This window comes from Pseudomonas sp. FP2309 (genome assembly GCF_030687575.1).
Classification (GTDB): domain Bacteria; phylum Pseudomonadota; class Gammaproteobacteria; order Pseudomonadales; family Pseudomonadaceae; genus Aquipseudomonas.
Genome location: NZ_CP117439.1, coordinates 4687606 through 4704023, shown reverse-complemented (window position 1 = coordinate 4704023; position 16418 = coordinate 4687606). Strand labels below are relative to the sequence as shown.

The 16418-nt window shown below is 61.9% G+C and carries 16 protein-coding genes; 11 read left to right on the top strand and 5 right to left on the bottom strand.

Features of this window, described 5'->3' with window-relative positions; genetic code table 11:
- Positions 1 to 16: 16 nt before the first annotated feature.
- Both PSH59_RS21655 and PSH59_RS21650 read right to left on the bottom strand, forming a co-directional pair.
- Positions 17 to 1420 carry an amino acid permease gene (locus PSH59_RS21655; protein ID WP_248083637.1) on the bottom strand — a complete coding sequence of 468 codons (1404 nt, stop codon included), beginning with the start codon at positions 1418 to 1420 and terminating at the stop codon, positions 17 to 19.
- Between the two features lie 193 nt (positions 1421 to 1613).
- Positions 1614 to 2489, bottom strand: a complete 876-nt coding sequence (locus PSH59_RS21650) for a LysR family transcriptional regulator (RefSeq protein ID WP_305393634.1) — start codon at positions 2487 to 2489, stop codon at positions 1614 to 1616.
- A 114-nt stretch (positions 2490 to 2603) separates the two neighbouring features.
- On the opposite strand from PSH59_RS21650, the gene PSH59_RS21645 reads away from it, so the two are divergent.
- From PSH59_RS21645 to catA, 3 genes are read left to right on the top strand one after another with little or no spacing between them, the layout of a single operon-like run.
- The gene (locus PSH59_RS21645) at positions 2604 to 3731 is read left to right on the top strand and encodes a muconate cycloisomerase family protein (protein ID WP_305393633.1); all 1128 of its coding nucleotides are present in this window, start codon (positions 2604 to 2606) and stop codon (positions 3729 to 3731) included.
- Between the two features lie 12 nt (positions 3732 to 3743).
- Positions 3744 to 4034: a muconolactone Delta-isomerase gene (gene catC / locus PSH59_RS21640; protein WP_248083640.1), complete on the top strand. Its 291-nt coding sequence runs from the start codon at positions 3744 to 3746 to the stop codon at positions 4032 to 4034.
- A gap of 51 nt (positions 4035 to 4085) precedes the next feature.
- Complete coding sequence (gene catA / locus PSH59_RS21635) at positions 4086 to 5015, top strand: catechol 1,2-dioxygenase (RefSeq protein ID WP_305393632.1); 930 nt, start codon at positions 4086 to 4088, stop codon at positions 5013 to 5015.
- A gap of 64 nt (positions 5016 to 5079) precedes the next feature.
- On the opposite strand, the gene PSH59_RS21630 is transcribed toward catA, so the two are convergent.
- Entirely contained in the window at positions 5080 to 5553 is a 474-nt protein-coding gene (locus tag PSH59_RS21630; protein ID WP_248083642.1) for an Lrp/AsnC family transcriptional regulator, read from the bottom strand.
- Between the two features lie 143 nt (positions 5554 to 5696).
- Between PSH59_RS21630 and kynU the strand changes: the two genes are divergently transcribed.
- Positions 5697 to 6947: a kynureninase gene (kynU, locus tag PSH59_RS21625; protein ID WP_305393631.1), complete on the top strand. Its 1251-nt coding sequence runs from the start codon at positions 5697 to 5699 to the stop codon at positions 6945 to 6947.
- A gap of 84 nt (positions 6948 to 7031) precedes the next feature.
- On the opposite strand, the gene PSH59_RS21620 is transcribed toward kynU, so the two are convergent.
- Complete coding sequence (locus PSH59_RS21620) at positions 7032 to 7928, bottom strand: LysR substrate-binding domain-containing protein (protein ID WP_305393630.1); 897 nt, start codon at positions 7926 to 7928, stop codon at positions 7032 to 7034.
- A gap of 119 nt (positions 7929 to 8047) precedes the next feature.
- On the opposite strand from PSH59_RS21620, the gene PSH59_RS21615 reads away from it, so the two are divergent.
- From PSH59_RS21615 to PSH59_RS21600, 4 genes are all read left to right on the top strand, one after another.
- On the top strand, positions 8048 to 8812 hold the full coding sequence (locus PSH59_RS21615) for a sulfite exporter TauE/SafE family protein (protein WP_305393629.1): 765 nt from the start codon (positions 8048 to 8050) through the stop codon (positions 8810 to 8812).
- 118 nt (positions 8813 to 8930) lie between these two features.
- Entirely contained in the window at positions 8931 to 9521 is a 591-nt protein-coding gene (locus tag PSH59_RS21610) for an NAD(P)H-dependent oxidoreductase (RefSeq protein ID WP_305393628.1), read from the top strand.
- 30 nt (positions 9522 to 9551) lie between these two features.
- Positions 9552 to 10448, top strand: coding sequence for a LysR family transcriptional regulator (locus PSH59_RS21605; RefSeq protein WP_305393627.1), 897 nt, complete (start codon positions 9552 to 9554; stop codon positions 10446 to 10448).
- A 166-nt stretch (positions 10449 to 10614) separates the two neighbouring features.
- Positions 10615 to 12060 (top strand): SulP family inorganic anion transporter, encoded by a 1446-nt coding sequence (locus PSH59_RS21600; protein WP_248083648.1) that lies wholly within the window; start codon positions 10615 to 10617, stop codon positions 12058 to 12060.
- A 4-nt stretch (positions 12061 to 12064) separates the two neighbouring features.
- On the opposite strand, the gene PSH59_RS21595 is transcribed toward PSH59_RS21600, so the two are convergent.
- Entirely contained in the window at positions 12065 to 12445 is a 381-nt protein-coding gene (locus tag PSH59_RS21595) for a lysozyme inhibitor LprI family protein (RefSeq protein WP_305393626.1), read from the bottom strand.
- Positions 12446 to 12692: 247 nt separating this feature from the next.
- Here PSH59_RS21595 and PSH59_RS21590 point away from each other — a divergent pair, with 247 nt between their 5' ends.
- From PSH59_RS21590 to PSH59_RS21580, 3 genes are read left to right on the top strand one after another with little or no spacing between them, the layout of a single operon-like run.
- Positions 12693 to 14042 (top strand): gluconate:H+ symporter, encoded by a 1350-nt coding sequence (locus PSH59_RS21590; RefSeq protein WP_248083650.1) that lies wholly within the window; start codon positions 12693 to 12695, stop codon positions 14040 to 14042.
- A 26-nt stretch (positions 14043 to 14068) separates the two neighbouring features.
- Complete coding sequence (locus PSH59_RS21585; protein WP_248083651.1) at positions 14069 to 14929, top strand: MurR/RpiR family transcriptional regulator; 861 nt, start codon at positions 14069 to 14071, stop codon at positions 14927 to 14929.
- Between the two features lies 1 nt (position 14930).
- Complete coding sequence (locus tag PSH59_RS21580; RefSeq protein WP_305393625.1) at positions 14931 to 16394, top strand: amidohydrolase family protein; 1464 nt, start codon at positions 14931 to 14933, stop codon at positions 16392 to 16394.
- Positions 16395 to 16418 lie beyond the last annotated feature (24 nt).

The following is a 16418-nucleotide window of genomic DNA, read 5'->3' as shown; positions in this document are numbered from 1 at the left end:
CCGGCTCCCGCTGGTCTTACGACGTGCTCACAACCGCATTGCTGTTCCGGACTCGCAGCCGATACGCCACGTAGATAACCCCCACCCAAATCGGCATTGCGTACACCGACTCGCGAATCCCCGGAATCGCCAGCATCACGCTGATGATCATCAGCATGAACGCCAGGCACAGGTAGTTGCTGAACGGGAACCAGAAGGTCTTGAACGACGGCGTCACGCCTTGGTCGCCCATGGCTTTGCGGAACTTGATGTGGGTGATGCTGATCAGCGCCCAGTTGATCATCAGCGAGGCAACCACCAGCGCGAACAGCAACTCCAGGGCGCTCTGCGGCGCCACGTAGTTGACCACCACGCACAGCATCGTCACCAACGCCGAGATCGCCAGGGCACGCAGCGGCACGCCTTGTTTGTTGAGTTTCATCAGCGCTTTGGGCGCATCACCCTGCTCGGCCAGGCCGAACAGCATGCGGCTGTTGCAGTACACGCCGCTGTTGTACACCGACAGCGCCGCGGTCAGCACCACGAAGTTGAGGATGTGCGCGGCGGTGTCGTTGCCGATCAGCGAGAAGATCTGCACAAACGGGCTGCCGCTGTAGGCATCGCCCGAGGCGCCCAGGGTTTGCAGCAGTTGGTCCCATGGGTACAGCGACAGCAGCACGGTCAGGGCGCCGACGTAGAAAATCAGGATCCGGTAGACCACCTGGTTGATCGCTTTGGGGATCACCTTGCGCGGTTCGCTGGCTTCGGCGGCAGTGATGCCCACCAGCTCCAGGCCACCGAACGAGAACATGATGAACGCCATGGACATCAACAGCCCCATGCCGCCATTGGGGAAGAACCCGCCGTGGCTCCACAGGTTGCTGATGGAGGCCTGCGGGCCGCCGGTGCCGCTGAACAGCAGGTAGCAGCCGAGCACGATCATGCCGACAATCGCCACCACCTTGATGATCGCAAACCAGAACTCGGCCTCACCGAAGAACTTCACGTTCAAGGTGTTGATCAGGTTCACCGCCACGAAGAACACCAGTGCGCTGACCCACGTCGGGATCTCGGGCCACCAGAACTGGATGTACTTGCCCACGGCCGTCAGTTCGGCCATGCCCACCAGCACGTACAGTACCCAGTAGTTCCAACCGGCCAGGAAGCCCGCGTAGCCACCCCAGTATTTGTGCGCGAAGTGGCTGAAGGAACCGGCGACCGGCTCTTCGACGATCATCTCGCCGAGTTGGCGCATGATCAGGAACGCGATAAAACCGGCAATCGCATACCCCAGGATCATCGACGGGCCCGCCGACTTGAGCACCCCCGCCGAGCCGAGGAACAGCCCCGTGCCAATCGCCCCTCCCAAGGCAATCAGCTGAATATGCCGGTTCTTCAGGCCACGCTTGAGGCCCACCGGGTTAACCATGTCATCCGCCATTAACGTTCCCTTCTACTTATATTTCTCTGGGCTGAACCCATCAGAAGTGCTGAGGGGGCAGATATTACTCTGCGTAAACTTTTCGTAATACAGCTGAACGCCATCAAGTGCCTGATCGGCCAGCCATTGTTGGATGGATTCGACCATCGGGGGCAAGCCCACTTCCACTGGGATTTGTGACGCTTGAGTGAAGTCAGATCAGTTCTTCCACCAGTTGCAAACAATGCCTCAGCCCCGGCGACTGATCATTGACCCGCCGGCTCAGGATAATCGGCGAAGTGGCCGTGGCCTCCACCACCGGGGTGTAGCCGATATCCGCCCGATGCAGCACCTGCACCGACGCCGGCACCAGGGTGACCCCCATGCCTGCGCCGACCAGGCCGATGGCGGTCTGCAGCTCGTTGGTCCACTGCGCGACCTTTAGGCTCAGGCCGTGGGCATCGAACAGCGCGATCACATGGTCGGCATAACTGGGGCGCGGGTTGCCGGGGTAGAGCACGAACGGCTCGGCGGCCAATTGGGCGAGGGTGGCGGGGGCGGCCAGCAGCGGGTGGCCAGCAGGCAGCACGGCCGCCAATCGGTCCTCCACCAGCACGCGTTGGACGATGGCCGGGTCGTCGATGCGAATACGCCCGAAACCCACATCGATACGCCCGGCCTTGAGCGCTTCGACCTGCTGCAAGGTGGTCATCTCTGACAGTCCCAGCTCCAGCTCCAGCGCGTCGTGGGTGCGCAGCCGTCGGATCAGTTCCGGCAGCACGCCATACAAGGTCGACGGCGCAAAACCGATGCCCAGCCAGGTCTTTTCGCCCTGGCCGATACGCCGAGTGCTGTCGCAGACTTTACTCAATTGTTCGAGCAACACATTGGCGTGTTCATAGAAAAACCGCCCGGCCTCGGTCAGGCGCAGTGGCCGGCCGCGCTCCAACAGGAGCACGCCCAGCTCATCCTCCAGTTGCTGGATCTGTCGACTCAGCGGCGGTTGGGCGATGTGCAGGCGTTCGGCGGCTCGGGTGAAGTTGAGGGTTTCACCCAGCACTTGGAAATAGCGCAGATGACGCAGTTCCATGACGGCTCCCTTCATACCTTAAGAGTATCGATCAAGACTAAATCTATATTGGAAGCCTGGAAAGAGCCGGTACAGAATCAGCTCAAACCAATAAAGAACCCAGCGGGTATTGCCATGCCGATTTGCGCCATCGAGTCGATCGAGACGATTATCGTCGACCTTCCTACCATCCGCCCGCACAAGCTGGCGATGCACACGATGCAGAACCAGACCCTGGTGATCATCCGCGTGCGTTGCGCCGACGGAATAGAAGGCATCGGTGAGTCCACCACCATCGGCGGCCTGAGCTACGGCAATGAGAGCCCCGACAGCATCAAAGTCAACATCGACCGTCACTTCGCGCCACTGTTGGTCGGCCAGGATGCCAGCAATATCAACGCCGCCATGTTGCGCCTGGAGCGCAGTATTCGCGGCAATACCTTTGCCAAATCCGGTATCGAAAGCGCCCTGCTCGATGCGCTGGGCAAACGCCTGGGCCTGCCGGTCAGTGAGTTGCTCGGCGGCCGCGTGCGGGATGCGCTGCCGGTGGCCTGGACCTTGGCCAGCGGTAACACCGAGCAAGATATCGCCGAGGCCGAGAAGATGCTCGACCTGCGCCGCCACCGCATTTTCAAGCTGAAGATCGGGGCCGGTGAAGTCAGCCGCGACCTGGCCCACGTGCTGGCGATCAAAAAGGCCTTGGGCGATCGCGCCAGTGTGCGTGTCGACGTCAACCAGGCCTGGGACGAAGCCGTGGCGCTGCGGGCCTGCCAGGTGCTTGGGGACAACGGTATCGACCTGATCGAACAGCCGATTTCGCGCAACAACCGCGGCGGTATGGCGCGGCTGAACCGGTCGAGCCCGGCGCCGATCATGGCCGATGAATCCATCGAATGTGTGGAGGATGCCTTCAACCTGGCCCGCGAAGGCGCAGCCTCGGTGTTTGCCCTCAAGATCGCCAAGAACGGCGGCCCGCGCGCCGTGCTGCGCACCGCCGCGATTGCCGAAGCAGCTGGCATCGGCTTGTACGGTGGCACCATGCTCGAAGGCGGCATCGGCACCCTGGCCTCGGCCCATGCGTTTCTCACCCTGAACACACTGGCCTGGGACACCGAGCTGTTCGGCCCGCTGTTGCTCACCGAGGACATCCTCAGCGAACCGCCGTTGTACCGCGACTTCCAGCTGCATGTCTCCACTGCGCCGGGCCTGGGCTTGGCCATCGATGAAGAGCGTCTGGCGTTCTTCCGTCGTGATAAACACTAAGAGGCGCCTGCTATGTTGTTCCACGTAAAAATGACCGTGAACCTGCCCGTCGACATGAACCCTGAACGCGCCGCCAGCCTCAAGGCTGACGAAAAAGCCCTGGCGCAGCGTCTGCAGCAGGAGGGCAAATGGCGCCACTTGTGGCGCATTGCCGGGCTCTACGCCAACTACAGCGTGTTCGACGTCGACAGTGTGCAAGAACTGCACGACCTGTTGATGCAACTGCCGCTTTACCCCTACATGGCCATCGAAGTGAACGCCCTGTGCCGGCATCCTTCGTCGATCCATGACGACGACCGATAGCCCGTTCTACCGAATCGCCACACCGAATAACTACAAGATGAGGATTGCACTATGTCCATACGCCTGTCCCAGACTGCCCATGCCCAACAGTTTCTCGAAGAAGCCAGCGGCAATTTCAATGACGACGGTAGCCCGCGCGCCAAAGCGCTGGTCTACCGGATTTTGCGCGACACCGTGAACATCATCGAAGACCTTGAGGTGACCCCGGAAGAGTTCTGGAAAGCGGTCAACTACCTTAATGAGCTGGGCAAGAACCAGGAAGCCGGGCTGCTCGTCGCGGGGCTTGGGCTTGAGCATTACCTGGACATGTTGATGGATGCGGCCGACGAAGAGGCCGGCAAAACCGGTGGCACCCCGCGCACCATCGAAGGCCCGCTGTACGTGGCCGGTGCGCCGCTGTCCAAGTACGAAGCGCGTTTGGACGATGGGACGGACACCGCCGTGCCGCTGTTCATGCGCGGGCAGGTGCGCGACACCGACGGCAAGCCGCTGGCCGGTGCGATCGTCGACGTGTGGCAGGCCAACACCGGTGGCACCTATTCGTGGTTCGACAGCACCCAATCGGAATTCAACCTGCGCCGGCGCATCGAGACTGACGCCCAGGGCAACTACCGTTTTCGCAGCATCGTGCCGTCGGGCTACGGTTGCCCGCCGACCGGGCCGACCCAGCAACTGCTCGATCAGTTGGGGCGTCACGGGCAACGGCCGGCGCATATCCACTTCTTTATCTCTGCGCCCGGCTATCGGCACCTGACCACCCAGATCAACCTGTCGGATGACCCGTACCTGCACGATGATTTTGCCTACGCCACGCGCGATGAATTGATCGCTGAAATCCGCTTCAGTGACGATAAGCAGTTGGCGCAGGAGTTTGGTGTAGAAGGGCGTTTTGCGCAGATTGATTTTGACTTTGAGTTGCAGGTGGCTGACGCGCCGCTGGAGCAAAAACGCATGCAGCGGGTGCGTGCACTGGAAGACTGATAAGCGTGGCTACCCATGTGGCAGGGTCTACGCCCCCTCCCACATGGGTTCTGTCGCGCTGCTCTTATTTGCGCAGGACCAGGTCCAACAGCTCATCCCGATCCTTGATCTTCTGCAACACGATCTCCGAGCGTATATCCATCACCCCCGCCGTGCGGTTCAGGTGGTTCACGATAAAGTCCGAAAAGTGCTTGAGGTTGCGTGCCTGGACCCGCAGCACGTAATTGCTGGCGCCGGTGATCACGTAGGCACTGGCCACCTCCGGCCAGCCTTGCACCTTCTTGATAAACGTCTCATGCCAGTCCTCCACGTCCTGGCGCAACGACAGGTGCACGATCGCCTCCAGCTCGATCCCCAGTTGCTCGGCATTCAACACGGCGCGGTAACCGCTGATGATTTTTTCGCTTTCCAGCAGGCGCAGACGGCGCAGGCAGGCGGAAGGGGACAATGCGACTTTTTCCGCCAGTTCCTGGTTGCTGATACGGCCATCCTGTTGCAGGAAATGCAGGAGGCGCAGGTCGGTGGCGTCAAGCATCATGATTAGAATAAATCCGCGTGTTTGTGAGTTAAGTTCGAATTTCCTACAGCTTAATTAGCGTGTTGCCGATCACTTTGCACGAAAATTCTGCGATTCTTCGTTCATTATTTGGCCTGTCTTCCTTCTAAAAACCAGGATCGGCCATGACCTCCCGAAGCCACTGCCAAACCCTCGACGCCCAAGACCCCTTGGCACCTCTGCGTCATCAGTTCGCGCTGCCTGCGGGGGTGATCTACCTGGACGGCAATTCCCTCGGCGCACGCCCGGTGGCCGCGCTGGCGCGTGCGCAGCAGGTGATTGCCGAGGAGTGGGGCAATGGCTTGATCCGCAGTTGGAACAGCGCCGGCTGGGCAGATTTGTCCCTACGCCTGGGTAACCGCCTGGCGCCGCTGATCGGTGCACGCGACGGCGAAGTGGTGATCACCGATACCACTTCCATCAACCTGTTCAAAGTGCTCAGCGCCGCGCTGATCGTGCAGGGCCAGCGCGAGCCCGCGCGCAAGGTGATCGTCAGCGAAGCGAGCAACTTTCCGACCGACCTGTACATCGCACAGAGCCTGGCTGAGCTGTTGCAACAGGGCTATTGCCTGCGTCTGGTGAACAGCCCGGACGAACTGCCCCAGGCTATCGACACCGACGTGGCCGTGGTGATGCTCACCCACGTCAATTACAAGACCGGCTTTATGTATGACATGCGGGCGCTCACGGCCTTGAGCCATGAGTGCGGCGCGTTGAGCATCTGGGACCTGGCGCATTCAGCAGGCGCGGTACCCATCGACCTGAACGCCGCCGGTGCGGATTACGCGATTGGCTGCACCTACAAATACCTCAACGGCGGCCCTGGTTCGCAGGCGTTCGTGTGGGTCAACCCGGCGCTGGTGGACCTTGTGCATCAGCCGTTGTCAGGCTGGTTCGGGCACACTCGGCAGTTCGCCATGGAGTCCGACTACGCGCCCAGCGCCGGCATCGCGCGCTACCTGTGCGGCACCCAGCCGATTACCTCGCTGGCCATGGTGGAGTGTGGTCTGGAGCTGTTTGAACAGACCGATATGGCCAGCCTGCGCAGCAAATCCCTGGCGTTGACCGACCTGTTTATCGAGCAGGTCGAGACCCGTTGCGCGGCCCATGGCCTGACACTGATCACCCCCCGCGAGCACGCCCGGCGCGGCAGCCATGTGAGTTTCGAACACCCGGAAGGCTATGCCGTTATCCAGGCCTTGATTGCCCGCGGCGTGATCGGTGACTACCGCGAGCCGCGCATCATGCGTTTCGGGTTTACGCCGCTGTACACCCGCTTCACCGAGGTGTGGGACGCAGTGGATATCCTCGCGGACATTCTCGATAACGGCACCTGGGATCAGCCGCAGTTCAAGGTGCGCCACAGCGTGACTTAAGGACAACGACACGGATTTCACCGACGCATTCAAGATGAGCCTGGTGTTTGGCGTGCCGTTCCTGCTGTTGATATCGGCGGTGTCTTACGGGCGTTTTTGCAAGGGCAAGGCCAGGGCGTCGAACAAGGCTTTGGCGTAACCGGGCAAGTGGTCGAATGATCGCGCGCACAACAGCAGTTGGCGGCGTGCCCAGTCTTCCTGCAACGGCTGGGCGTTGAACGGGCGCGCCGACGGCCAGCGGTCAAGTGCCGCCTGAGGCACGATACCCAGCCCCGCGCCCCTGGCAACCATGCGCATCACTCCATTAAAACCCTCGGCGCGAATACGCGTCTGCAAGCGAAAGCCCGCGTGCAACGCCTGTTCCTCCAGGTACACCGCCAGCGCACTGTGGGCGGCCAGGCCAATGTAATCGTGTTGCAGGCTGTCGATAAAACTCACGCAGCGCCCCGTCAGGGGATGCGCCAGCGGCAGGAGCAGCACCAGCGGGTCGTCGCGAAAGGGCAGGGTCTGCAAGCCGTGGGTGTCGACTGCATCGGAAATAATCCCCAGGTCCGCTGTGCCCTGGCGCAGGGCCTGGGCAATGCGCAGGCTGGGCAATTCCTGCAGGTCGATCTCAAGGTTGGGGTGTGCGCGTAGAAAGTCCGCCAGCACCTCCGGCAGGTGTTCACTCAGCGCCGTGGTGTTGCACAGCAGGCGCACCTGACCTTTGGCGCCTTTGGCGTATTCCGCCAGCTCTTGTTGCAGATGGTCGGCCTGTTGCAGCAGCAGGCGGGCGTGGCGCGCCAAGGCCGTACCGGCGGGTGTGGGTGTGACGCCCCGGCGCCCGCGCTCAAGCAATGCGATGCACAGGGACGTTTCCATCCCACGGATGCGGGCACTGGCCGCTGCCAGGGATAAATGGCTGCGACTGGCGCCGGCGGTGATGCTGCCCGTGTCGAGGGTGTGCAGGTAGAGGCGCAGGTCGATCAGGTCAAAATGCATGGCTGGAAGATGTCCTCTGGCTGGGCTTGCCCGCAAAACGATCAGCCTGATGCAATACAAGAGGCTGCCTCAGTATATGGCGAATTTTCAGCCCCACTCCAAACCCGCACAATCGCCCCATGAATACCTTCCTCGCGTTCTACCAAAACCTCGGCCCGGCCTTGACGCTGCTGGTGATCGGCACCTTTCTGCTGGCCGGCACCGTCAAAGGCGTGATCGGCCTGGGATTGCCCACCGTCGCCATGGGGTTGCTCGGCCTGGCTATGTTGCCGGCGCAGGCTGCGGCGTTGCTGATCATCCCGTCGACCGTCACCAACCTGTGGCAATTGGCATTTGGCGGTCATCTAAGGGCATTGCTCAAACGCCTATGGCCGATGTTGTTGCTGATTGTGCTCGGCACCGGCGTGGGCACGTTCTGGCTGGGCATGGACGGCGGGCGTTGGGTGGTGCGTGCGCTGGGCGCGGCGTTGCTGGTGTACGCCCTGAGCGGTCTGTGTTTGCCGACGTTCCACGTCAAGCCCATAACCGAGCGCTGGCTGGGCCCGTTATGTGGGGTGATCACCGGTGTGATCACCTCGGCCACCGGTGTGTTCGTGATCCCCGCCGTGCCGTATCTGCAAGCGCTGGGGTTGAGTCGCGACCAACTGGTGCAGGCGCTGGGGCTGTCGTTCAGCTTGTCGACGCTGGCGCTGGCTGCCGGGTTGGCCTGGCGTGGAGCATTGGGCGGAGGCGAAGTCGGTGCCTCGTTGCTGGCGCTGGTGCCGGCGTTGTTGGGCATGTGGTTGGGGCAGGTGGTGCGCACGCGCATCAGTGCGGTGCTGTTTAAGCGGGTGTTTTTCGTCGGCATGGCGCTGCTCGGCGGGCATCTGCTGATCGGTGGTTAATAATGCGTCAAGTATTCGTGCTTACTGATCAAAGGTATTTTGCCGCGCAACGGCTTATTCCCCGGAGGCGAGGTCGATAGTCTGCGTCCAGACATTTCAACCTCTTGGATGCCCTCCCATGAAAAAAGTACTCCTGCTCAACGGCGGTAAAAAATTCGCTCACTCCGACGGCCGTTACAACGCCACCCTGCATGACACCGCAGCGGCTGTGCTGGACCGTGGTGGTATCGACGTCAAGGTCACGCATATCGACGAGGGTTATGACGTGGCCGAAGAGGTCGCCAAATTCCTCTGGGCCGACGTGATCATTTACCAGATGCCCGGCTGGTGGATGGGCGCGCCGTGGATCGTCAAAAAGTACATCGACGAAGTCTTCACCGAAGGCCATGGCAGCCTGTACGCCAGCGACGGCCGTACCCGTTCCGATGCGTCGCAGAAATACGGCAGCGGCGGCCTGATCAGGGGCAAACAGTACATGCTGTCCCTGACGTGGAACGCGCCGCAGCAAGCCTTCGACGACCCGAGTGATTTCTTCGACGCCAAGGGCGTGGACGCGGTGTACTTCCCGTTCCACAAGGCCAACCAATTTTTGGGCATGACCGCGTTGCCGACCTTCCTGTGTGTGGACGTGATGAAGCGTCCGGCCATCGACGCTGACGTGGCGCGCTATGAACAGCATCTGGCGCAGGTCTTCGACCTCCCGGTGTAAGCTGCGCGGAACCGATAAAGAGGACAGCCTGTGAAAGCCCGATCCGATGAGCTACAGATCTTCGTCAGCGTGATCGAGTGCGGCTCGATTTCGGCGGCGGCGGAGCAGGTCGGGCAGACGCCGTCGGCGGTCAGCCGGACTTTGTCGCGCCTGGAAGCCAAGCTCGATACAACGCTGATCAATCGGACCACGCGGCGCATGGACCTGACCGAAGAGGGCAAGTACTTCTTCGAACAGGCCAAGCTGATCCTGGCGCAGATGGATGAGCTCGAAGAGCGCCTGTCCTCGCGCCGGGAGAACCCCGCCAGACGCCTGCGTATCAACGCCGCCGTGCCGTTCATGTTGCACGGGATCGTGCCGTACATTGCCGAGTTTCGCCGCCTTTACCCGGACATCCAGCTGGAACTCAACAGCGATGACCTGATCATCGACCTGCTGGAGCAGAGTACCGACATCGCCATCCGCATCGGTGCCCTGTCCGACTCCACCCTGCACGCGCGCTCACTGGGCTGCACGCCCCTGCATATCCTCGCCAGCCCGGACTACCTTAAGCAACACGGCGCGCCGACCACGGTGGCCGAGTTGGCCGACCACACCTTGCTGGGTTTCACCCAGACCGAAACCCTCAACCACTGGCCGCTGCGTCATGTAGAGGGCGACCGCTGGCTGATCCAGCCGGGCATTGCCGCGTCCAGCGGCGAAACCCTGCGCCAGTTGGCGCTGGAAGGGCAGGGTATTTGCTGCCTGTCGAACTTCATGGCCAGCGCCGACATCGACGCCGGGCGCCTGGTGCCGGTGCTGGAAGCGTTCAACAGTGGTTATCGTCAGCCGATCCACGCAGTGTTCTACCGCAACTCGCAATTGGCGTTGCGCATCCAGTGTTTCCTCGACTTTATCCAGACCAAGCTGGCGCGGTATGCCTGCTGACGCTCCGACTTGGCAGGCATACCGCCCTCCCACCGGTAAAGTCTTCTGCCTTAACTGACGGGCATCAGCGTTTTTCACCGCGTAAGGCGGCCTTAAAAATCTGGCTCCGCCTCGCTCAATTCCGTACCATTCCCACCTCCTTGTCCTCGCAATTCCCTGGTACTTCATGACTCTCACCCGTCTACGCGCCGATGCCCTGGCCGGCCTCACCACGTCTTTTGCATTGCTGCCCGAATGCATCGCCTTTGCCCTGGTGGCTCATCTCAACCCGCTGATGGGCCTCTACGGTGCCTTTATCATCTGCACGCTGACAGCGTTGTTCGGCGGGCGGCCGGGCATGGTTTCGGGCGCGGCCGGGTCGATGGCGGTGGTGATCGTGGCGCTGGTGGTACAACACGGCGTGGAGTATCTGCTGGCGACGGTGCTGCTGGGCGGGTTGATCATGGTCGCCTTCGGTTTGCTGCGCCTGGGCAAGCTGGTGCGCATGGTGCCGCATTCGGTGATGCTGGGGTTCGTCAACGGCCTGGCGATCATCATTGCCCTGGCCCAACTGGAACATTTCAAGAGCGGTGAAGCCTGGCTCAGCGGCACGCCGTTGTATGTGATGGTCGGTCTCGTCGCGGTGACCATGGCCATTGTATACCTGCTGCCGCGCATCACCCGCGCGGTGCCGCCGGCCCTGGTGGCGATCCTCGGCGTGGGCCTGGCGGTGTACCTGCTTGGCCTGCCAACCCGTACCCTCGGCGACATGGCGCACATCGCAGGCGGCCTGCCAACGTTCGCGTTGCCGCAGATTCCCTGGACCCTGGAAACCCTCGGCATCATCGCCCCCTATGCATTCCTGATGGCCATGGTCGGCCTGCTGGAAACCTTGCTGACCCTGAACCTCACCGACGAAATCACCGAAACCCGTGGCTACCCCGACCGCGAAAGCGTGGCCCTGGGCGCGGCGAACATGGTCTCGGGCCTGTTCGGCGGCATGGGCGGTTGCGCGATGATCGGGCAAACCGTGATCAACTTGAGCTCCGGTGGGCGCGGGCGTTTCTCGGGGGTGTTTGCCGGGGTGATGATCCTGCTGTTCATTTTGTTTCTGTCACCGCTGATCGAGCGGATACCGCTGGCGGCGCTGGTGGGGGTGATGTTCGTGGTGTCCCAGCAGACTTTCGCCTGGGCGTCGCTGCGGGTGATCAACAAGGTGCCGTTCAACGACGTGCTGGTGATTATCGCGGTCACGGTAATCACCGTGTTCACCGACCTGGCGACCGCCGTGCTGTGCGGAATCGTGATCGCGGCGCTGAATTTCGCCTGGCAGCAGGCCCGTGAGCTGTATGCCGATGAGCACCTGGAAGCCGACGGCAGCAAGCTCTACCGTCTGCATGGCACCTTGTTCTTTGCCTCGACCACGCCGTTTTTGAACCAGTTCGACCCGGCCAATGACCCCGCTCACGTGACGCTCGACTGTCGCCACCTGAGCTTTGTCGACTACTCAGCGATTGCCGCGCTGATGACCTTGCGCGAGCGCTACACCAAGGCCGGCAAGCACCTGCGGGTGCTGCATCTGTCGGAGCGCTGCAAGAAACTGCTCAAGCGGGCGAAGGTCCATCACGATTAGTGGTTCAAGGCCCTACGAGGTCTTCCAGCTCCTGGGCGCGTGCCTGGGTCATGTCCAGCACGCAGCCGGTGCCATTGACCTGATCGATGGTGCCGCCGGTCGCTGAGCCGACAAACCCACAATTGGCATCGCGGTATTTTATCCACAGGCGCTGCAGGTCCTGCAGTTGTTGTCTGCGCGTACCTTCCTGGGCGGCGAGGGCGGTCTTGTAGGCGTTGTTCAGGCGTGTGTCCTGGACCTTGGCTTCCTTGACGTTGCAACTGACCATGTCAGCGGTGGTGCTGGCGCCGTCCATGCATTTTTTCAGCGCGGAATCGTCGGCGGCCGCCGCCGTGCCGCACACGGCGAGGATCAGCGCGCCGGTGGCGAGTGTGGTGCGAATCATGCTCAAGCTTCCTGGCATCAATGAATGTGCAGGGTATGACTCAAGCGCATCGGCTGAGTTTCCAGTTTTTGCTGATCTTCATGTAAGAACACCCCCTCAATTTTCATGCAGCTGCGTCGGGCATACCCCAGCGCGACAGCGCTTATCCGTGGACGAAAATTACTTTCATAAAAATTGAAAACCCTGCCCGGTAATGATTTATGAGTTTCACAACAGATTCGACGTGACCCTTTCCGAGGAGTACCGCATGGCTGCATCACCGGGCTTCGGGCTATTGGCATACGCTGCCATCGCCATCATTGCTTTGATCGTGCTGATCGCACGTTACCGGCTCAATCCGTTTATCGTCATCACCTTGGTGTCCATCGGCCTGGCGTTGATGGCCGGGATGCCCGCAGACACGATCATGGGGTCTTACGAAGCGGGGGTGGGCAAGACCCTGGGGCATATCGCACTGGTGGTGGCGCTGGGCACCATGCTTGGCAAGATGATGGCCGAGTCCGGCGGCGCCGAGCAGGTCGCGCGCACGTTGATCAACCGTTTCGGCGAGCGCAATGCCCATTGGGCCATGGTGTGCATCGCCTTTCTGGTGGGGCTGCCGCTGTTTTTCGAAGTGGGGTTTGTGTTGCTGGTGCCGATCGCGTTTACCGTGGCGCGGCGTGTGGGGGTGTCGATCCTGATGGTCGGCTTGCCGATGGTCGCCGGCCTGTCGGTGGTGCATGCGCTGGTGCCACCGCACCCGGCTGCGATGATGGCGGTGCTGGCATACAACGCGTCGGTGGGTCAGACCGTGCTGTATGCGATTTTGATCGGCATTCCTACGGCGATCATCGCCGGCCCGGTCTACGCCAAATTCATCGTGCCGCGCATACACCTGCCGGCGGAAAACCCGTTGGAGCGCCAGTTTATCGAGCGCGAACCGCGCACGCGTCTGCCGAGCTTCGCGCTGACCATGGGCACGATCCTGTTGCCTGTGGTGTTGATGATGATCGGCGGCTGGGCGAATGTGATAGCCACGCCGGGCACGGGGTTCAACCAGTTCCTGTTGTTTATCGGCAACTCGGTGATCGCGCTGTTGCTGGCGACTCTGGTGAGTTTCTGGACCCTGGGGCTGGCCCAGGGTTTTAACCGTGAGTCGATCCTCAAGTTCACCAATGAGTGCCTGGCACCGACCGCGAGCATCACCTTGCTGGTGGGCGCTGGCGGCGGGTTGAACCGCATCCTGGTGGACGCCGGCGTGACTGACGAAATACTTGGCCTGGCCCATGCGTTTCATCTGTCGCCGCTGGTGATGGGCTGGCTGTTCGCGGCGCTGATGCGCATTGCGACCGGCTCGGCCACCGTGGCCATGACCACCGCGTCCGGCGTGGTTGCGCCGGTGGCGATGGGCTTGGGTTATCCACACCCTGAATTGTTGGTGTTGGCCACCGGCGCAGGTTCAGTGATCTTTTCCCACGTGAATGACGGCGGCTTCTGGCTGATCAAGGAATACTTCAATATGACGGTGATCCAGACCTTCAAGACCTGGACCGTCTTGGAGACCCTGATCTCACTGGTCGCTTTCGCTTTGACGTACGGCCTTTCGCTGTTGTTGTGAGCCTCATTCTGTCACCCGGAGCCGCCATGGACATCCTCTACCAGATCCGCGCCCGCCAGGCGTCCTTCAGCGCCGGCGAAGGGCGCATCGCCCAGTTGATGCTCGATGACGTGGGCTTTGCCGCGTCGGCCAGCCTGGAAGCGTTGTCCCAGCGCGCCGAGGTGAGTACGGCAACCTTGTCGCGGTTTGCCCGCAGTGTCGGTTGTCGCGACCTGCGTGATCTGCGCCTGCAACTGGCGCAGGCCAGTGGCGTCGGCAGTCGGTTTCTGGACCCGGCGGGGTTGCCCGAGCAGTCGGCATTCCACCGCCAGATTCTCGGCGATATCGAGGCGACGTTGCGTCAGCATTTGTCGGGGTTTGATCAGGCGGGGTTTGTCGATGCGGTAGGCCTGCTGAATAGGGCGCGGATGATCCATGCGTTTGGGATGGGCGGCGCGTCGAGTGTGTGCAGCGATGAATTGCAGGTACGCCTGGTTCGCCTGGGCTATCCGATTGCCGCCTGTCATGACCCGGTGATGATGCGGGTCACGGCGGCGACGTTGGGCCCTGAGCATGTGCTGCTCGTCTGCTCGCTCACCGGTCTGACCCCGGAGCTGCTCGACGTGGTGGCACTGGCGCGCAACTACGATGCACACATCATCGCCATCACCCTGGCCGACTCCCCCCTGGCGGGGCTGGCGGACGTGGTGCTGCCGCTGCAACCGGCCGAAACCAGCTTTATCTACAAACCCACGGCGGCGCGCTACGGCATGCTGCTGGCCATCGACCTGCTCGCCACCGAGCTGGCGCTGGCCCTGCCGGACGACAACCAGGAACGCCTGCGCCGGATCAAACTGGCCTTGGACGAATATCGTGGCGGCCCCGATAGCCTGCCGCTTGGAGACTGATATGAAGTACGACACGCTGATTCGCCAGGCGCTGATCATCGATGGCAGCAACAGCCCTGGCTACGTGGCCGATGTGGGGCTGCGCGATGGGCGTATCGAGACGATCGGCGATTTGTCGGCGGCGCTGGCCGAGCATGAGCTCGACGCAACCGGGCGCGTGCTGGCGCCGGGTTTTATCGATGTGCACACCCACGATGACACCGTAGTGATCCGCCACCCGCAGATGCTGCCCAAGCTCAGCCAGGGCGTGACCACGGTGATCGTCGGCAACTGCGGCATCAGCGCGTCGCCGGTCAGTTTGCGCGGTGATCCGCCGGACCCGATGAACCTGCTGGGCACCCGCGAGGCGTTCACGTATCCGCGTTTCAGCGATTACCGTCACGCGGTGGAAAACGCCCACCCGGCGGTTAACGTGGCGGCGTTGATCGGCCACACGGCGCTGCGCAGCAACCATATGGATGACCTGCACCGCAGCGCCACGCCGGTTGAAATCGCGGCCATGCGCGTGCAGTTGCACGACAGTCTCGAAGCCGGTGCCCTGGGGTTATCCACAGGCCTGGCCTACGCCAGCGCATTCAATGCCGAGACTGATGAAGTGTTGCAACTCAGTGAGGAACTGACCGCGTACGGCGCGGTGTACACCACCCATTTGCGCAGCGAGTTCGAGCCGGTGCTGGAGGCGATGGACGAGGCGTTTTTGATCGGCCGACACGCCAATGCGCCGGTGATCATTTCCCACCTCAAGTGCGCCGGTGCCGGTAACTGGGGACGTAGCCCGCAACTGTTGGCGGCGCTGGAAGCTGCGGCGAAAACCCATCCGGTGGGCTGCGACTGTTATCCCTATGCGGCCAGTTCTTCGACCCTGGACCTCAAGCAGGTGACCGATGCATTCCGCATCACCATCACCTGGTCGACGCCGTACCCGCAGAAAGGCGGTCGCGACCTGCAGGACATTGCCAGTGAGTGGGGTGTTTCGCTGATGGACGCGGCGCGCCGCCTGCAACCCGCGGGGGCGGTCTATTACGGCATGGACGAGGCGGATGTGCGGCGCATCCTGGCGCATCCATTGTCAATGGTGGGCTCCGATGGTTTACCGGATGACCCGTTTCCACACCCGCGCCTGTGGGGCGCGTTCCCACGGGTATTGGGGCACTTCAGCCGCGATGTCGGGCTGTTCCCGTTGCACACCGCCGTGCATAAGATGACCGGTCTGTCGGCGGCGCGCTTTGGCTTGTCGGAACGCGGAGAAATTCGTGAAGGGCACTGGGCGGACCTGGTGTTGTTCGACCCGTTGCGGGTGCGTGACGTGGCGGATTTCAACGCGCCTGAACGCGCGGCAGAAGGCATCGAGGGCGTGTGGGTCAATGGCGTGTTGAGCTACCGCGACGGGCACGCGAACGGTCAGCGGCCGGGGCGGTTCTTGGCGCGCAGCGGGGATTTGCGTCTCGGGTTTTCGTCTTTATAGTGGGCGATCTCATACACGGAGCGG